Origin of the sequence: Enterococcus sp. DIV1726a (genome assembly GCF_051710985.1) — a bacterium.
GTDB lineage: Bacteria > Bacillota > Bacilli > Lactobacillales > Enterococcaceae > Enterococcus_B > Enterococcus_B hirae.
On the sequence record NZ_JBIOLS010000001.1, the window covers coordinates 589,734 to 606,447 of the forward strand.

The following is a 16,714-nucleotide window of genomic DNA, read 5'->3' on the forward strand; positions in this document are numbered from 1 at the left end:
TGTTGGTAGAAAAGGAGAGAAATGATGAAAACGAGAAAAGACAGCTATTTCAAGATAGTGATTTTATTCGTAGGATTAATGAGTATTTTACTGGGAATAGGGATGCAAAAATCATTTGCGGAGACGGTTGATTTTGCTTATACCGATTCTACGGGACAACGTTTAACAAATGGAATAGCAGTAGGGAATACCTATAATTATGATTATGGCCATGCACCAGAAGCCGTATTTGACGAAGAAAATTATGTTAATTACGCCGACCGTGCATATTTAAAAAAGAGTGTCACAGAAGATAGCAAGACACAAGGTTTATTTGACGTCACGTTAGATGTGAAAGGTAACCAGATCGGAACACCGATTGATTTAGTTTTGGTGATCGATTATTCTTCCTCCATGACTGGCGAAAAATTAACCAATGCTTTAATCGGATTACAACAATTTGGCAATGAATTAGCGGATTCGTTAGCTAATGGGAATATCCGCGTGGGGATCGTAGCATACAATCGAGAGGTTTATTCAACAAATGGTTTTTCAAGTAATATGAATGACTTAGAGAACTTCTTGAAATATACCGCTGAGTCACATTCGGGAACATTTATGCAAAAAGGATTATTAGCAGGGCAACGGCTATTATTGGAGAAAAGTCGGCCAGAAGCGGAAAAACTATTTATTCATATTGGTGATGACAGTGCCAATCGTAGTTATCTTCCAGTACAAGGAGCGAAAGAGTATCCAAATGAGGGAGAGATCATTGATTATAATGGCTACCATACCGATCATTATATTCAAGATTTTCAAACTGATTCTGACAAATACTATACGACGAACAGTAACCCTTCTGATCCCAATGCAATTTCTGTTAGTAGTTCAGTTGTGACAGATGCGACCTTAGGAACGATTGTTTCTCTCAAGCATTCGGGTTTTACCTGTTATTCGATAGCGACAGCACCTTCTGCTCGAGGGGAATATATTGGGCGAAACTTAGCTTCTAAACCGCAACAATACCTTACAACCGATGAAAATCTAAGCGGTTTGGGTTCTGCCTTAACAGAGATCGCCAACCAAATTGATAAAACGATTCCTAATGGTACGATCACTGATCCTATGGGGCAAGACATTTTACTCCAAGGAGCGGGTGAGTTTAATGAACGCTCCTATCAATTAGTTGGTTGGCGAAAAAATGAACAAGGAAATTGGGAACAAGCCAATGATGTAGTGGCTGATGTAGTTGTATCGGAAGCGAACCAAACGATTACGATTGCAAATATTGCATTAGGGGAAAATGAACGGCTTACGTGTACCTATCAAGTCCGTTTAAACACTGAAAATACTCATTTTAAAGGCGAAACTTGGTATTTGTGTAATGGACGGACAACGTTAGCACCAACAAATGAAAGTGAATTACTTGATTTTCCAATCCCTTCAATCAAGGCACCGACAACCACAATCCAAGTAGAAAAAAAATGGAAAAATGTAGCGGCATCCGAGATCCCAGAGACTATTGACTATGTGATTCGCAGGAGTTCGGTCGTTGATCCTACGAGTTGGCAAAGTTCAGCGGTGCTTTCTTTAAGAAAACAAGATAATTATCAAGCAACGATCAAGGAACTGCCAGTGGGAAACGAAAAAGCGGTCTTACCAAAATACAATAATCAAGGAGAAGACTTTACTTATCAAGTAGCGGAAGTGAATGTACCTGATGAATTTGAGAGTAACGTAACCAATAATGGCAATTCTTTTGTGATCACGAATACGAAAAAAACGACTGAACCAAGCACAACAGAACCAAGCACAACAGAACCAAGCACAACAGAACCAAGCACAACAGAACCAAGCACAACAGAACCAAGCACAACAGAACCAAGCACAACGGAGCCAAGCACAACGGAGCCAAGCACAACGGAGCCAAGCACAACGGAGCCAAGCACAACGGAACCAAGCACAACAGAACCAAGCACGACGGAGCCAAGCACCACAGAATCAAGTATGACCGAATCAAGCGCCATCGACTTAAGAAACTCTGGACCAAGTACAACTAAAAAAGAGACGATGCTCCAGATTGCTTCTGAATCTTCGACTAATTCTGGAGCGGAACAGTTACCAAAAACAAATGAACATTCCTCATCCATTCTGGTCTTTCTGGGAACGATGATCGTCGGATCGGTGGGTTATTATTTGATTCGTAAAATAAAATAGCCAATCAGCTGGTGTAGCTCAGAATGTCTGAAACTAGATGTTCTGAGTTTTTTTGTGCTATAGTTTAGTCAAAGTCATGTTGTGAAACGAAGGGGGAAACAGGATGAAAAAAGCGTTGTTGGTCGTTAATCCAAGTTCTGGAGGAGAACAAGCACAAGAATATGAAAAACTGGCCCATCAAAAGTTAACCACGATGTTTGATGAAGTCGTTGTTCTTCATACGAAAAAAGCTGGAGATGCCAAGAATTTTACTCGAGAAGCAGCAGTGGATAGGTATCACAGCGTGTTTGTCATGGGTGGAGATGGTACTGTTAATGAAGGAATCAATGGGATCGCTGAACAAGCACATCGTCCAAATTTTGGTTTTATTCCGTTAGGGACAGTCAACGACTTAGCACGTGCTTTAGGCATACCGTTAGAACCAGAAGAAGCTATCGCTCATCTTTCAATGGATGCGTTGCAACCATTGGATATTGGGAAAATCAATGACCAATATTTTATGAATGTCGTGGCGATTGGAACCATTCCTGAGTCAATCAATGATGTAGATCCAGAAAAGAAAACAAAATATGGCAAGTTTGCTTACTTTATCTCAGGAATCAAGCAATTGGCTGGAACTCAATCTTATAAATTCCAGTTAGTCATTGATGGGCAGGAAAAACAAATTGAAAGTAGTACATTGCTGGTAGGATTAACTAATTCAATTGGTGGTTTTGAAACATTGATACCTAATGCTAAAGTAAACGATGGCAAATTGCACTTGGTTTATTTAAAAGACACTTCATTGTTAGATACGTTAAAAACATTGCCTGATTTGTTAAAAGGTGTGGATTCTTCTACCGACCATCTGGCTTATCAAACCTGTGAAACGATCCAGATTGCTTTGGATGAAGACCAAGAATTGGCAACAAATGTGGATGGCGATGAAGGTGTCAAGCTGCCTGTCACACTAAAAGTTCTTCCTTCACACCTGATGATTTATTGTTGAGAAACGAGGGGGAGGATCAGCATTCTATAACTGTTGATCTGAGTCATATCCTTTGTTTTGAACAGTAGGTGCTCTTGTTATCTGATGTCGATTTTAAGTGGATCTGAGAATCTGGTGAGGAAGAGGTTGTGAGTAAAGTTGGAACAATGAACTGAAAAACAGCCAGGATGAGGTTGAGGCAAGTTTGGCTCAGTCTCGTTCTGGCTGTTTTTGGTTAGTTGTATTTAGCTGATTTAGTTAGAAGGACGAAAAAGCATTTCTCCTGAAAAAATGAAGGAGTCTCTTAATCTAATGCTTCGATAAAGCGTTGAGCAATCTCTTGAGGGCGTGTGATCGCACCACCTACAACGATGCCAGCTACGCCTAGATCTTTGACTTGTTTGGCTTGTTGTGGCGTGTGGATCCGACCTTCTGCAATAACGCATATATCAGCTTGGATCAGTTCTTGGATGAGTGGGAGATCAGGACCAACTTGTTTCACACTTTCTTCTGTATAGCCGCTTAAAGTTGTCCCCACAAAATCCACTCCTGCTTCGTAAGCATTCTTTCCTTCTTCAAAAGTGGCGATATCAGCCATCAATAATTGCTGTGGATATTTTTCTTTGACTTTAGCAATGAATTCATTGATGGTCAGACCATCGTGGCGTTTGCGTAAAGTACAATCTAAAGCGATAACTTCAACCCCTGTGGCTACTAGTTCATCAACTTCACGCATGGTTGCTGTGATAAATGGCGCTTCAGGAGGATAATCACGTTTAATGATACCGATGATCGGCAGGGCCACTTTTTCTTTGATCGCCATAATATCCCGTACTGAGTTCGCACGGATACCAACAGCTCCTGCTTTTTCAGCAGCTAAAGCAAAATAAGGCATCAAACTACCTTCTTCTGTATAAAAAGGTTCTCCAGGTAAGGCTTGGCAGGAAACGATCAGCCCACCAGCAATTTTTTCTAAGAATAATTGTTTGTCCATTCTGTTTTTCTCCTTTATAGTTTTTTCTCAGTTTCACAAAAACGTTTCGCAAAGAGCTAAGGCTATGCGAATGATAGCAAAAAAGTGATTACTTAGGTAATGGATATCTAAGATAAATTGCTTGATCAGACAAATAAGCGGTTTAGAAAAACGCTTTATTTTTTGATTACAAAATAAGTGTAGCGATTTCGTAATTATTGAGCAAGTGATAGTTCTCAAAAACAGCGTAGATCAGTTGAGTAAATGAATTGACATAAAAAAACAAAAGTTCTTGCTTTTTTCTTAATTTTTATATATGATTTTAACAATTTAGGGTAAAAATGAAAGAAAAGGGGTAACAAAAATGACGAAGTATCAACGGAAGGTTTTATTAGCAACATCATCAGGGATTGCATTAGAGAATATGGATATCATGTTCCTAGCTTTTTCTTTATCTTCAATGATTGCAACTTTTCATATTAGTGGAACGCAAGCGGGAATGATTGCGACGATCACTAATCTGGGGATGCTCGTTGGAGGTATTTTTTTTGGTCTGATGGCGGATAAATATGGTCGAGTAAAGGTGTTCTCTCAAACGGTTATCTTATTTTCAATTGCTTCATTATTGATGTATTTTTCTTCAACGATTTATTTAGTCTACTTGTTTCGGTTTATTGCCGGAATCGGGGCTGGGGGCGAGTATGGCGCTTGTATGTCTTTGATCTCTGAAACTTTTTCAAAAAAACAAATTGGACGAGCTTCGTCCATTGCTGGTATTGGAGCCCAAGTAGGCGCGGCTCTCGCTGCTATTTTGGCGGCAATCGTCATTCCATGGCTCGGGTGGCGCATGTTATATGTGATTGGTGTATTACCTGTATTATTAGTTTTAGTCATCCGACATGGTTTAAAAGAACCGGAGGCATTTCAAGCTGCGAAAGCAACTAAAAAGGCGACAAAGTTACGTAATCTATTTGAAACGAAACAACTTACTTGGCAGACGATTGGCTTGAGTATCATGGTGACTGTCCAAATTGCTGGTTATTTTGGTTTGATGAATTGGTTACCTTCGATCATGCAAGCACAACTAGGATTATCCGTTTCAGGTTCGTCTTTATGGATGGTGAGTACGATTGTGGGGATGTCATTAGGTATGTTGACTTTTGGGATCATCATGGATAAATTAGGTCCCAGAACAGCCTTTACTTTATTCTTGATTTGTTCAGCGCTCTCGGTCTTCTTACTCGTTTTAGCTCGTAGTCAATGGAGTTTAGTAGCAGCAGCGGTGGTTGTTGGTTACTTTATCAATGGCATGTATGGCGGCTATGGTGCAATCATTAGTAGCCTGTATCCTACTGAGATCCGTGCAACAGCCAATAACTTTATTATGAATTTAGGTAGAGCTGTAGGTGGATTTTCTTCGATCATTATTGGCTTTTTGATGGATCATTATCAATTATCTGCTGTGATTATTTTTCTAAGTAGTATTTATCTTGTCAGTCTAGTGGTCTTGTGGACACTTACTGGTGTAAAAGAATTAAAATTCAGCTTACAAGAATAACATCCATTGGTGTAAGTTATCAGTGGATAAGTAACATTCGTTATCATTTTGCTTTATAAAAAGATCGTTAAATAAATACGTATATTTTATTTTATCTAGGTAAATATACTTATTTTCTATTAAAAACATGGTATGATTATTAGTAATCGAATAAAGAAATAGGTGAATGTTCATGGATAGTATGGCGAAAGTCAATCAATTTAGAGACGAAAGAAATTGGCGACAATTTCATAACGAAAAAGATCTTGCAATTTCTATTTCCTTAGAAGCTTCTGAATTACTGGAGCTTTTTCAATGGAAGCAACCAGAAGAAGTGAAGGAAACTTCATTAGAGCGGGTCAAAGAAGAACTGGCAGATGTCTTGATCTATTCTTATATGATGGCTGACAATTTACAGTTGGATCTTGATGAAATTATTGAAGAAAAATTAGCAAAAAATAAATTGAAATATCCAGTAGAAGCAAGTCGAGGACAACGAAAGAAATATACAGAACTTTAAGTGTGAAACTACAGGTTGCGTTTATTTTAGCTAAATAAGGGAGGCAAGTGAATGAAGGAAAAACCAAGCAAAGGTCGAGTAAAAAGATGGATCGCCAATTTTTTCTTATTTTTACTATTATTGGTTGGCTTAGCGTTAATTTTTAATGAACAGATCAAAGATTATTTTGTTAAAAATACCGGAGATAAATACGCAATTGCCAATGTGACAAAAGATGAAATCAAGAAAAACAACGAAAAAGAGGCAAGTTTTGATTTTGATGCAGTGGAGTCAATGAGTACGGAAAGTGTGTTGCGTGCCCAATTGAATCGAACGGACTTACCAGTTATTGGTAGTATTGCTGTTCCTTCTGTGGCAATCAATATCCCGATTTTTAGAGGTTTAGATAATGCGAACTTGCTTTATGGTGCGGGGACACTAGATCCTAATCAGCAAATGGGAAAAGGAAATTATGCTTTAGCGAGTCATCGTTCGAGCAATCCACAACTATTATTCACGCCACTAGAAAATTTATCATTAGGAGATAAAATCTATTTGGTAGATTTGGAAAATGTCTATACGTATAAAGCAACCTTTAAAGAAAAAGTGGCACCGACGGAGACCCAGCTGTTAAATATCCAAGAAGGAAAATCGCTCGTTACTTTGATTACGTGCGGAGATATGAATGCGGTGACTCGATTAGTCGTTCAAGGCGAATTAGAGAAGGTTACACCAATGAAAAAAGCGACGAAAGAAATGAAGGCAGCATTCAATATGGAAACACGAACATTTTAGACGAAAATAGTTAATGAAAAACCGACGATTGCTAGTTCGCTCGAATAGCTAATAGTTTTCGTCGGTTTTTTAATTTCTCATTTTTACAATTACTAAAAAAAAAAGTTGAAAAGGCTTGCAAAAATAAAAGAAGGGTGCTATGCTTGGTTCAGATAATCGATGGATTGTTACTGTTCGGCAGGCAAAACCAGAATTCAACCTAAAGTACAGGGGGATTCTAGGTTTTTTTATTTTTTTATGAGAGGGCGAGGGAAAATGGTTATTGAAAAAGTCTTAAATAATAACGTCGTCATTTCAAAAAACGAACGAGGTGAAGAGATTATCTGTATGGGCAAAGGCCTCGCGTTTCAAAAAAGACCTGGTGATAGGATTGATAAAACAGCAGTTCAAAAAGAATTTGTTTTAAAAGATTCCTTAGCAACCAATCAATTTCAACAGCTGATGGCGGATGTCCCATTAGAAGAAGTAGAATTAGTCAAACAGATCGTTGATGTGGCGGAAGAACGATTAGGCGTTTCGTTGTCGTCAAATATTTATTTGACATTGACCGATCATATTCATTATGCGATTTGTCGAGCGAACGAAAATATCCAGTTACCAAATCCGCTTCTTTTTGAAACAAAGAAATTTTATCCGAAAGAATACTTGGTGGCCAAAGAAGTATTGCAATTGATCCAGAGAAAAGTTGGAGTCAGTCTACCGATTGACGAAGCAGGATTTATCGCTTTTCATTTAGTGAATAGCCAACAAGGAAATGGGGATATGCAAGTCACGATGACTGCAACGACGATCGTTAGAGATATTCTCAGCATTATTAGTAAGTTCTTTGGTGTGACATTTGACGAGGAATCGTTGAATTACCAACGAATCATCACCCATTTACAATTTTTTACACAACGCTATTTAAAAGGCGAAAGTTCGGATGAGCAGGATGAATTTCTCTATGCGCTCGTTCAAGGGAAATATCCAAAAGCCTTTCGCTGTTCGGAACGGATCAATGACTATCTCTTAAAAACGCAACAGGAACCAATGGGAGTCGCAGAACAAATCTATTTAACGATTCACATCCAACGTGTAGTGAGTGAAAAACAAAGTACCCAATCTTAAGGATTGTTACTGGTAAAGCAGGCAAAACCTAGATTGAAAAATAGGGCACGAATTTTCGTGACCATTTTTTCAATCTAGGTTTTTTATTTGATTAAATCAACTAGAAAGAAGGAAAATAAGATGGATAATCAAGCAGTTGGTAAAAGAGTATGGGAGGCAGTCGGAGGTGAAAAGAATGTCAATAGTTTAGTACATTGTGCGACACGTTTACGTTTCAAATTAAAAGATGAATCGGTCGCAGATACACAAAAGTTAAAACAGGATCCAGATGTGATTCAAGTAGTACAAAGTGGTGGTCAGTACCAAGTAGTTATCGGTAGTAATGTGGCTGACGTTTACCAAGCAATCGTTGATGAGCAAGGTCTGACAGATCAATCAGGAACAGAGGATCAGTCAAAAAATCCTTTGAATCGCTTGATTGATATTATTTCTAGTATTTTCACGCCATTTTTAGGCGCAATGGCAGCTGCAGGGATCTTAAAAGGATTTTTATCTTTGGCAACGGTGTTAGGGTGGCTTTCAGCGGATACTGGGGCTTACCAAATTCTATTTGCAGCCGCAGATGGTGTCTTTACCTTTTTACCAGTGATGTTAGCTTTTACTGCAGCCAAAAAATTCAAAACGAACCAATTTTTATCTGTGGCAATTGCTATGGCGTTAGTTTATCCAGCAATCACGCAACTAGCTGGAGCTGGAGGGGCAGTGGATTTCTTTGGATTACCAATCGTGTTAGCTCAATCAGGTTACACATCTTCAGTGATTCCGATCATTTTGGCTGTTTGGGTCCAAAGCAAATTTGAACCGCTGGTGAAAAAAGTGATTCCACAATTTTTACAAATGATTTTTGTACCAATGATCGTTTTATTGGTGATGGTGCCATTAACTTTCTTACTGTTAGGTCCAATCGGGACAGTTATCGGTAATGGGTTAGGTAGTCTATTTAATTCGATTTACAGCTTTAGTCCATTAGTTGCGGGCTTGATTATGGGAAGTTTATGGCAAGTGTTCGTAATGTTTGGGATGCACTGGGGCTTTGTACCGATCATGTTCTTGAATATTGAACAATATGGGTTTGACGTCATGGTTCCAATGCTTTTACCAGCCGTTTTAGCTCAAGGTGGTGCAGCCTTAGCAGTGGCGATTCGGACCAAAGATACTAAGCTTCGTTCATTAGGTATTTCATCTACAATTACCTCACTTTTTGGCATTACGGAACCAACTGTTTATGGGGTAACTTTACCGTTAAAGAAACCGTTTGTCGTTGCTTGTCTGTCAGCCGGTATCGGAGGCGCAATGATTGGTTTTGCTGGTGTGAAAGCTTTCTCTAGCGGGTTAGTAAGCTTGTTAACGATCCCAACGTTTATTAGTACGAACCAAGCAGTTGAATCCAATGTGACCATGGCAATCCTTGCGACAGCTCTTTCATTTGTCTTAGCATTCGTAGGTACGCTGATCGTTGGATTTGATGAAACCGTCCAAGATGAAAAACTAGAAACAAATCAACAAACAACAGCAGGTGACACGATTAGTTCTGCTCGACATAATCTAAAAAGTCCTTTAAGCGGGAAAGTCCTGCCATTATCTGATGTTCCGGATAAAGTTTTCTCTTCTGGAGCGATGGGAAAAGGGCTTGCGATTGATCCGGAAAAAGGTGAATTGATTGCGCCAGCAGATGGGGAGATCACGACCATTTTCCCAACAGGTCATGCGGTTGGTTTAACAACGAAAGATGGAATTGAAATCTTGATGCATATCGGTATGGATACCGTTGAGCTTGAAGGACAAGGGTTTGAGACTTTTGTAAAACAAGGGGATCAAGTAAAAGCTGGTGATTTATTGGTTCGATTTAATATTGAAGCGATTAAAGCCGCTGGATACAGTGTGATCACGCCAATCGTTATTACAAATACGGAACATTTTGCTGATGTGTTGGAATTAAATCAAGAAGAACTGATTGCTAGTGAAGATTTTCTAGCAATTGTCAAATAAGGAGGAAATAGCAGATGACTACAAAGTTTTCAAAAGATTTTTTATGGGGTGGCGCTACAGCTGCCAATCAATTAGAAGGTGCTTACGATCAAGATGGGAAAGGGCTCTCAGTTGCTGATGCGATGCCTGGGGGGAAACAACGATTTGCAGTTATTGGCAGTGAAGACTTTGATTGGACGATCCAACCAGATAAATATACCTATCCTAACCATCAAGGGATCGATCATTATTATCGGTTTAAAGAAGACATTGCGCTTTTTGCTGAAATGGGCTTTAAATGTTATCGTTTCTCTATTGCTTGGACACGGATTTTCCCTCAAGGAGACGAAGTAACACCGAATGAGAAAGGTTTAACCTTTTATGAAGAAGTGATTGATGAATGTTTGAAACATGGGATTGAACCTGTGATCACGATTTTCCATTACGAAATGCCATTAAATCTAGCAAAAAAATATGGCGGATGGAAAAACCGAGAACTGATTGAATTTTACGAACGCTTTGCTAAAGTGGTGCTTGAACGCTTCAGCGATAAAGTCAAATATTGGATGACGTTCAATGAGATCAATTCAGCTTTTCATTTTCCAGCTTTGAGTCAAGGATTAGTAAAAAGTAATGGTGCGGCTGATTATCAAAATATCTTCCAAGCATGGCATAACCAATTTGTAGCAAGTAGTAAAGCAGTAAAAATCGCTCATGAATTACGGGAGGATAGCCAAGTGGGGTGTATGATTATCTATGCAACGACGTATAGCATAGATGCTAATCCAATCAATCAAGTAGCTACATTGATCCAGAACCAAGAATTTAATTTCTTCTGTGCAGATGTTCAAGTACGTGGAAAGTACCCAGCATATACAAACCGCACGTATGAAAAATATGGCGTAGATAGTGCCAAATTAGAACAAACGACTGAAGATTTTGAGTTGTTGCAAGCATATCCAGTCGACTATATCGGTTTCAGCTATTATATGTCTACTGCAGTCAACGAAACGGACCCAGATGCAGCGGCCTCAGCCGGTAATCTTTTAGGTGGAGTTAAAAATCCGTTCTTAGAAGCCAGTGAATGGGGATGGCAGATTGATCCAGAAGGTTTACGGATTGCATTAAACGAGTTGTACAACCGTTACGAAAAACCATTGTTTATTGTTGAAAATGGGTTAGGCGCAATTGATAAGGTAGAAGAAGACGGGCGCATCAATGACGATTACCGTATTGATTATTTACGTCGTCATATCGAAGCAATGGGAGAAGCTGTGGCTGATGGAGTGGAACTCATGGGATATACGCCATGGGGATGTATTGATCTGATAAGTGCTTCGACTGGTGAAATGAGTAAACGTTATGGATTTATCTATGTTGATTTGGATGATGAAGGGAACGGAACCAAAAATCGTTCAAAGAAAAAATCTTTTGAGTGGTATCAAAAAGTCATCGCCACCAATGGAGAAGAACTGTAAGTCTGTATTCATGATAGAACCGTTGTTTACTAAGAAATTAAGAATAGTTCATTTCTGATAAAGAAAATAAGGTCATTTTTGACAAATCACTGTCGAAAATGGTCTTTTTTCTATTTGATCGAGCGATTCATTTTACTCTCGTTGTTCTAAAGAAAAAAATCACGAGATGTGGGAAAGTCTCACTTGTGTGCCCTGTCATAGAATGATAAAAAAATATCGGTTATTTTAAAATAATCATAGGGATTAGGAATGGAAGATGATATAATCTAAAATGAAAATGTGAAATAAATCATTATTGTTTTTGAAAAAATATGGGAAGTGTGGGTTTGAACATCTATGTATACACCAGAAGAAATTATGGATATCAGTATCCATCTTGGAACGAAAAAGATCCAAAAGCCAATTCTTGCGAAATTAATTCTAGGTTTTATCGGAGGAGCAATGATCTCGTTAGGTTATTTAGCCTACATCAGAGTTTCAGCTTCGATTCCAGAATCACTGGCGAGTTTAACTAGTTTAGTAGGGGCGGCTGTGTTTCCTATCGGACTATTGGTGATCCTGCTTGGTGGCGGGGAATTGATTACTGGAAATATGATGGCGGTTGCAATTGCTTTTATGGATAAAAAAGTAACTTTTTCACAATTAGTTAAAAATTGGACAATTATCACGTTAGCTAATATCGTTGGTGCCATTTTTGTTGCATATTTCTTTGGACACTTTGTCGGATTGACTCATTCAGGCGTTTATTTGGACCAAGTCATCCATATTGCTGATCATAAGATCGAAGCTTCTTGGTGGCAAGCACTTGGTTCGGGAATCGGTTGTAACTGGTTTGTCGGCTTAGCATTATGGCTATCCTATGGAGCAAAAGATGCAGCTGGAAAAGTATTGACTATTTGGTTCCCCGTAATGATTTTTGTTGCCATCGGCTTTCAGCATAGTGTGGCTAACTGCTTTGTGATCCCAGCCGCAATTTTTGAAGGACAAGCAACTTGGACAGAATTTCTCTTGAATTTTATCCCAGTTTATATCGGTAACATTGTCGGCGGTGCAATATTCGTATCAGGATTTTACTATGCAAGCTATAAGCATCATTGAAAATAAGCATGTTGATCAATAAGTTAGAAGCCTAATAAGAACATCGAAGTTTGCGTTTTGCTTACTTTGGTGTTTTTTGTAACTGATAAAATAATTTCTTCCTATTATAATTTTATAGATAAAAAAGAAGAACTATTGTCTCAATCCTCAATCCACCAACATAGCTAATCCATGGCGTTTATATTCTTTTTTTATTTTTTATGTGCTATGATTCTAGTAATAAAATCGAAAGGTGAAGTTATGAAAAGGACACGTGTACTATACCTAGAAGTTGCAGACAAGATCAAAGAAGATATCTTTTCAGGAAAGTATCCTGTCGGCACCATGTTGCCTACAGAAAATGAATTAGAAGAAATGTTTCAAGTAAGTAAGATCACGGTTCGTAAGGCCATTGAATTATTAGCAACAGATGAATATGTCGAAAAGAAAAGCGGACGAGGGACGACGGTAGTAAGTAATCGTCCATACAATCGTTTGTCAAAAGCGGCAAGTTTTACACAGATTCTAGAAAACTCACAACATACAGTTCACAAAGAAACGTTGGAATTAAAGAAAATCACTTTAAAAAAAGATCACCCATTATTTGCCTCTTTTGGTTCAACGGCTGTCTGTTTTAAGCGATTATACTACTTAAACGACCGTCCTTATATTTACTTTACGCATTATCTGCCAAGTGATTTGTTAGAAATCAAGCGCAAAGTATTTGATGAAGAGTCTTTATATCGTTTATTGACCCAAAAAGGTTATGCCATCGACTCCTTTGCCGATGATTTTTCCGCTGTGTTTCTAACAAAGGATGAACGGGAAATTTTAAAAACTACCTCAGAGATCGCGATTAAAAGAACGCGACAATCAAAGACCCACTTGGGGAAAACAATCGAATATTCAGAAGCAATTTACGAGACCAATCTGCATCCTTATCATATAGACTATGAAACATAAGGTTGTTTGAACGATGTTCTGCTTCAAGTAATAACGGCGAGCCTTAGAAAATAGCTTTTCATATTTTGTAAGGCTCGCCGTTATTACCGCAGAAGCAATCGTTCAAACACCGTCTATCAGGAGGTAAAAGCCTCAGGTTAAAGGCTTACCAGAAAATAGCTTTTCATATTTTGTAAGGCTCGCCGTTATTACCGCAGAAGCAATCGTTCAAACACCGTCTATCAGGAGGTAAAAGCCTCAGGTTAAAGGCTTACTAGAAAATAGCTTTTCATATTTTGTAAGTACGCTCGTTATTACCGCAGAAGCAACCTTTTAAACACCGTCTATCAGGAGGTAAAAGCCTCAGGTTAAAGGCTTACCAGAAAATAGCTTTTCATATTTTGTAAGTACGCTCGTTATTACCGCAGAAGCAACCTTTTAAACACCGTCTATCAGGAGGTAAAAGCCTCAGGTTAAAGGCTTGCCAGAAAATAGCTTTTCATATTTTATAAGGCTCGCTGTTATTACCGCAGAAGCCATCAGATACATGGGTCAAGATATTCGCAGGTGGTTTCTTGTGATGGGGGAAGGATTGTGTATTTTTAGGATAAGCTTCCTTAGAGAGTAGAAAAATTTTTACTATTTATAGAAATCGTTTACAAAGTTAGCATAATATGGTACGATCACTTTGATAAACATTATAATGTTATAAAAGGAGAGAGCGGCAATGGATAAGTTTGTAGGATTGATTGAACAAAAGATTATGCCAGTAGCTAACCGAATTGGAACACAGAGGCACATGACGGCAATTAGAAAAGGAATTATTGCAACGATGCCACTAACGATCGTCGGTTCATTTTTTACGATTTTACTAAACATTCCGATTGAATCTGTGGCAGCAGTGATCGAACCCTATCGGCAAATTTTGGATATTCCTTTTCGTTATACGATAGGGATTTTGGCATTATACGCAACATTTGGGATTGCTTCATCATTAGCAAAAAGTTATAAAGTTGATTCCTTGACGGCTGGTATATTAGCATTGATGTCTTTTCTGATCGTGGCAGCACCACCGACACAGGTATTAGAAGACTTGGAAGGAATCACAGCAGGACGTTATATCAATATTGCGAATCTAGGATCAGGTTCATTATTTGGTGCCATTGTTACAGCAATTATTTCTGTCGAGATTTATCGTTTCTTCATTGAAAAGAAAATTACAATCAAGATGCCTGATGGGGTGCCACCAGAAGTGACAAACTCTTTTGTTGCATTGATTCCTGGAGCGGTGATTTTGATTTTCTTCTGGGTGATCCGACATATGCTTGGTTTTGATCTGAATGGGTTCTTAAGTGAGTTATTGATGCCGCTAAAAGGCATACTTGCAGGGAATAGTTTGTTTGGTGGTTTATTAACAGTCTTTTTGATTTGTTTTTTCTGGGTTCTTGGGATTCATGGCCCAGCCATTATGGGACCAGTGATTCGCCCATTTTGGGATATTTCGATTGCTGAAAACATTGATGCTTTCAACGCTGGTGCGAATGCTCATAATATGCCGAATATTTTTACAGAACAGTTTTTACAGTGGTACGTGTGGATTGGTGGCGCAGGAACAACCTTGGCTTTAGTGGTTTTATTCATGTTCTCCAAATCAAAATATTTAAAGAGTTTAGGTCGATTATCGATTTTACCAGGACTATTCAACATCAATGAACCAATGATCTTCGGGGCACCGATTGTAATGAATCCAGTATTAGGGATTCCGTTCATTCTTGCACCGTTAGTAACGACTACTTTGTCATATGTCTTAACGGTTAGTGGTCTCATCCCAATGATGACGGCTCGGTTACCATTTGCTATTCCTTCGCCAATCGCCGCTTGGATGAGTACAAACTGGAGCGTAGCAGCTGGCGTGTTAGTTATTGCTAACTTCCTGATCACATTGGCTATTTATTATCCGTTCTTCAAAGTATTCGAAAAACAACAACTGGCTCGTGAAGCAGAAGAACAAGCGGAAGAAGAAGCACCAATGGTGACAGGCGTTACCGAGGAACAAGCATAATAAAAAATGGAGGTTAGGGTTATGAAACGTGCACTAGGGATTTCACTTTACCCAGATCATAGTGATCCAATCAAAGACCAAGAATATTTGCAATTAGCACAACGTTATGGATTTACCCGTATTTTTATGAGTATGTTAGAAGTAACGGAAGATCCTCTGATTGTAAAACAAAAGTTTCAAAAATTGATTCATTTTGCGAAAGAATTGGGATTTGAAACGATTTTAGATGTTGCTCCCAACATTTTTGAACAGTTGGACATTTCGTATGACGACTTAAGTTTTTTCCACGAAACTGGTGCAGATGGAATCCGTCTTGATTTAGGATTTGACGGCGGAAAAGAAGCTTTGCTGTCATATAACCCTTATCATTTAGCGATTGAGTTGAATATGAGTAATGATGTTGCTTATTTGGATAATATTTTGTCTCATCAAGCAAATAAACCCTTTCTCTATGGGTGTCATAATTTTTATCCTCAAGAAGGAACAGGCTTACCTTACCGATTTTTTGAGTCTTGCAGCCAACGATTTAAAAAACAAGGGTTACGAACGGCTGCTTTTGTCTCTTCTCAGGTAGGAACAATCGGACCTTGGGATATCAATGATGGGTTGACTACGTTAGAGATGCACCGTCATTTACCGGTCCATGTAGCAGCAAAACATTTGTTTGCTACTGGGTTGATCGATGATGTCATTATTGGAAATGCCTACGCATCTGAAGAAGAGCTGCGTATGTTAGGAGAAATGGATCGCTATCAAACAGTATTTACGATCGAGTGGCAGACAGCTGCTCATGAAGTAGAACGACAAATTGTACTAGGAGAACAACATGTTCGTCGAGGAGATATCACTGAACAGGTTATTCGTTCCACTGAAGTTCGAAAAAAATATAAAGATGCAAAAAATGAAGCCCATGACAATGAAAATGAATTTCAAATTGGTGATGTAGTCATTGGAAATGATACATTTGGCAAATACAAAAATGAACTTCAAATTGTTTTAGAACCACATCGGGATGCAAGGAAAAATAAAGTTGGTGCAATTGTACCAGAAGAACATCTCTTACTAGATTTTATCCACCCATGGTCGAAGTTCAAATTTATAGAAAAGTAGGCG

13 protein-coding genes are annotated in these 16,714 nt (G+C 38.6%); 12 read left to right on the plus strand and 1 reads right to left on the minus strand.

Translation table 11 applies throughout. From position 1 onward, the window contains the following. Positions 1-24 precede the first annotated feature (24 nt). Both IGJ27_RS02695 and IGJ27_RS02700 read left to right on the plus strand, forming a co-directional pair. The gene (locus tag IGJ27_RS02695) at positions 25-2,196 is read left to right on the plus strand and encodes a VWA domain-containing protein (protein ID WP_370566765.1); all 2,172 of its coding nucleotides are present in this window, start codon (positions 25-27) and stop codon (positions 2,194-2,196) included. A 103-nt stretch (positions 2,197-2,299) separates the two neighbouring features. Next, positions 2,300-3,184: a diacylglycerol/lipid kinase family protein gene (locus IGJ27_RS02700; RefSeq protein ID WP_034699710.1), complete on the plus strand. Its 885-nt coding sequence runs from the start codon at positions 2,300-2,302 to the stop codon at positions 3,182-3,184. A 283-nt stretch (positions 3,185-3,467) separates the two neighbouring features. Here IGJ27_RS02700 and IGJ27_RS02705 read toward each other — a convergent pair whose 3' ends face one another. Continuing rightward, positions 3,468-4,157: an N-acetylmannosamine-6-phosphate 2-epimerase gene (locus IGJ27_RS02705; protein WP_178306149.1), complete on the minus strand. Its 690-nt coding sequence runs from the start codon at positions 4,155-4,157 to the stop codon at positions 3,468-3,470. A 343-nt stretch (positions 4,158-4,500) separates the two neighbouring features. On the opposite strand from IGJ27_RS02705, the gene IGJ27_RS02710 reads away from it, so the two are divergent. From IGJ27_RS02710 to IGJ27_RS02755, 10 genes are all read left to right on the plus strand, one after another. Then, positions 4,501-5,694: an MFS transporter gene (locus tag IGJ27_RS02710; RefSeq protein WP_010719941.1), complete on the plus strand. Its 1,194-nt coding sequence runs from the start codon at positions 4,501-4,503 to the stop codon at positions 5,692-5,694. A gap of 172 nt (positions 5,695-5,866) precedes the next feature. Next, the gene (locus tag IGJ27_RS02715; protein ID WP_096709532.1) at positions 5,867-6,193 is read left to right on the plus strand and encodes a nucleotide pyrophosphohydrolase; all 327 of its coding nucleotides are present in this window, start codon (positions 5,867-5,869) and stop codon (positions 6,191-6,193) included. Between the two features lie 51 nt (positions 6,194-6,244). Next, positions 6,245-6,967 (plus strand): class A sortase, encoded by a 723-nt coding sequence (locus IGJ27_RS02720; RefSeq protein WP_010738352.1) that lies wholly within the window; start codon positions 6,245-6,247, stop codon positions 6,965-6,967. Between the two features lie 255 nt (positions 6,968-7,222). Beyond that, on the plus strand, positions 7,223-8,074 hold the full coding sequence (gene licT, locus IGJ27_RS02725; protein ID WP_010738350.1) for a BglG family transcription antiterminator LicT: 852 nt from the start codon (positions 7,223-7,225) through the stop codon (positions 8,072-8,074). 120 nt (positions 8,075-8,194) lie between these two features. After that, the gene (locus IGJ27_RS02730; RefSeq protein WP_178306148.1) at positions 8,195-10,063 is read left to right on the plus strand and encodes a beta-glucoside-specific PTS transporter subunit IIABC; all 1,869 of its coding nucleotides are present in this window, start codon (positions 8,195-8,197) and stop codon (positions 10,061-10,063) included. A gap of 14 nt (positions 10,064-10,077) precedes the next feature. Next, entirely contained in the window at positions 10,078-11,520 is a 1,443-nt protein-coding gene (locus IGJ27_RS02735; RefSeq protein WP_178306147.1) for a glycoside hydrolase family 1 protein, read from the plus strand. A 336-nt stretch (positions 11,521-11,856) separates the two neighbouring features. Beyond that, positions 11,857-12,618, plus strand: coding sequence for a formate/nitrite transporter family protein (locus tag IGJ27_RS02740; protein WP_010719935.1), 762 nt, complete (start codon positions 11,857-11,859; stop codon positions 12,616-12,618). 240 nt (positions 12,619-12,858) lie between these two features. Next, positions 12,859-13,560 (plus strand): GntR family transcriptional regulator, encoded by a 702-nt coding sequence (locus IGJ27_RS02745; RefSeq protein ID WP_010719934.1) that lies wholly within the window; start codon positions 12,859-12,861, stop codon positions 13,558-13,560. Positions 13,561-14,266: 706 nt separating this feature from the next. After that, positions 14,267-15,601, plus strand: coding sequence for a PTS sugar transporter subunit IIC (locus tag IGJ27_RS02750; protein ID WP_161651947.1), 1,335 nt, complete (start codon positions 14,267-14,269; stop codon positions 15,599-15,601). Positions 15,602-15,622: 21 nt separating this feature from the next. Continuing rightward, entirely contained in the window at positions 15,623-16,711 is a 1,089-nt protein-coding gene (locus IGJ27_RS02755; RefSeq protein WP_010719932.1) for a DUF871 domain-containing protein, read from the plus strand. Positions 16,712-16,714 lie beyond the last annotated feature (3 nt).

Coding starts and splice junctions, on each gene's coding strand:
- IGJ27_RS02755 (WP_010719932.1), top strand. CDS start 15,623: ATGAAACGTGCACTAGGGATTTCACTTTACCCAGATCATAGTGATCCA.
- IGJ27_RS02735 (WP_178306147.1), top strand. CDS start 10,078: ATGACTACAAAGTTTTCAAAAGATTTTTTATGGGGTGGCGCTACAGCT.
- IGJ27_RS02730 (WP_178306148.1), top strand. CDS start 8,195: ATGGATAATCAAGCAGTTGGTAAAAGAGTATGGGAGGCAGTCGGAGGT.
- licT (WP_010738350.1), top strand. CDS start 7,223: ATGGTTATTGAAAAAGTCTTAAATAATAACGTCGTCATTTCAAAAAAC.
- IGJ27_RS02715 (WP_096709532.1), top strand. CDS start 5,867: ATGGATAGTATGGCGAAAGTCAATCAATTTAGAGACGAAAGAAATTGG.
- IGJ27_RS02695 (WP_370566765.1), top strand. CDS start 25: ATGAAAACGAGAAAAGACAGCTATTTCAAGATAGTGATTTTATTCGTA.
- IGJ27_RS02720 (WP_010738352.1), top strand. CDS start 6,245: ATGAAGGAAAAACCAAGCAAAGGTCGAGTAAAAAGATGGATCGCCAAT.
- IGJ27_RS02740 (WP_010719935.1), top strand. CDS start 11,857: ATGTATACACCAGAAGAAATTATGGATATCAGTATCCATCTTGGAACG.
- IGJ27_RS02750 (WP_161651947.1), top strand. CDS start 14,267: ATGGATAAGTTTGTAGGATTGATTGAACAAAAGATTATGCCAGTAGCT.
- IGJ27_RS02705 (WP_178306149.1), bottom strand. CDS start 4,157: ATGGACAAACAATTATTCTTAGAAAAAATTGCTGGTGGGCTGATCGTT.
- IGJ27_RS02700 (WP_034699710.1), top strand. CDS start 2,300: ATGAAAAAAGCGTTGTTGGTCGTTAATCCAAGTTCTGGAGGAGAACAA.
- IGJ27_RS02745 (WP_010719934.1), top strand. CDS start 12,859: ATGAAAAGGACACGTGTACTATACCTAGAAGTTGCAGACAAGATCAAA.
- IGJ27_RS02710 (WP_010719941.1), top strand. CDS start 4,501: ATGACGAAGTATCAACGGAAGGTTTTATTAGCAACATCATCAGGGATT.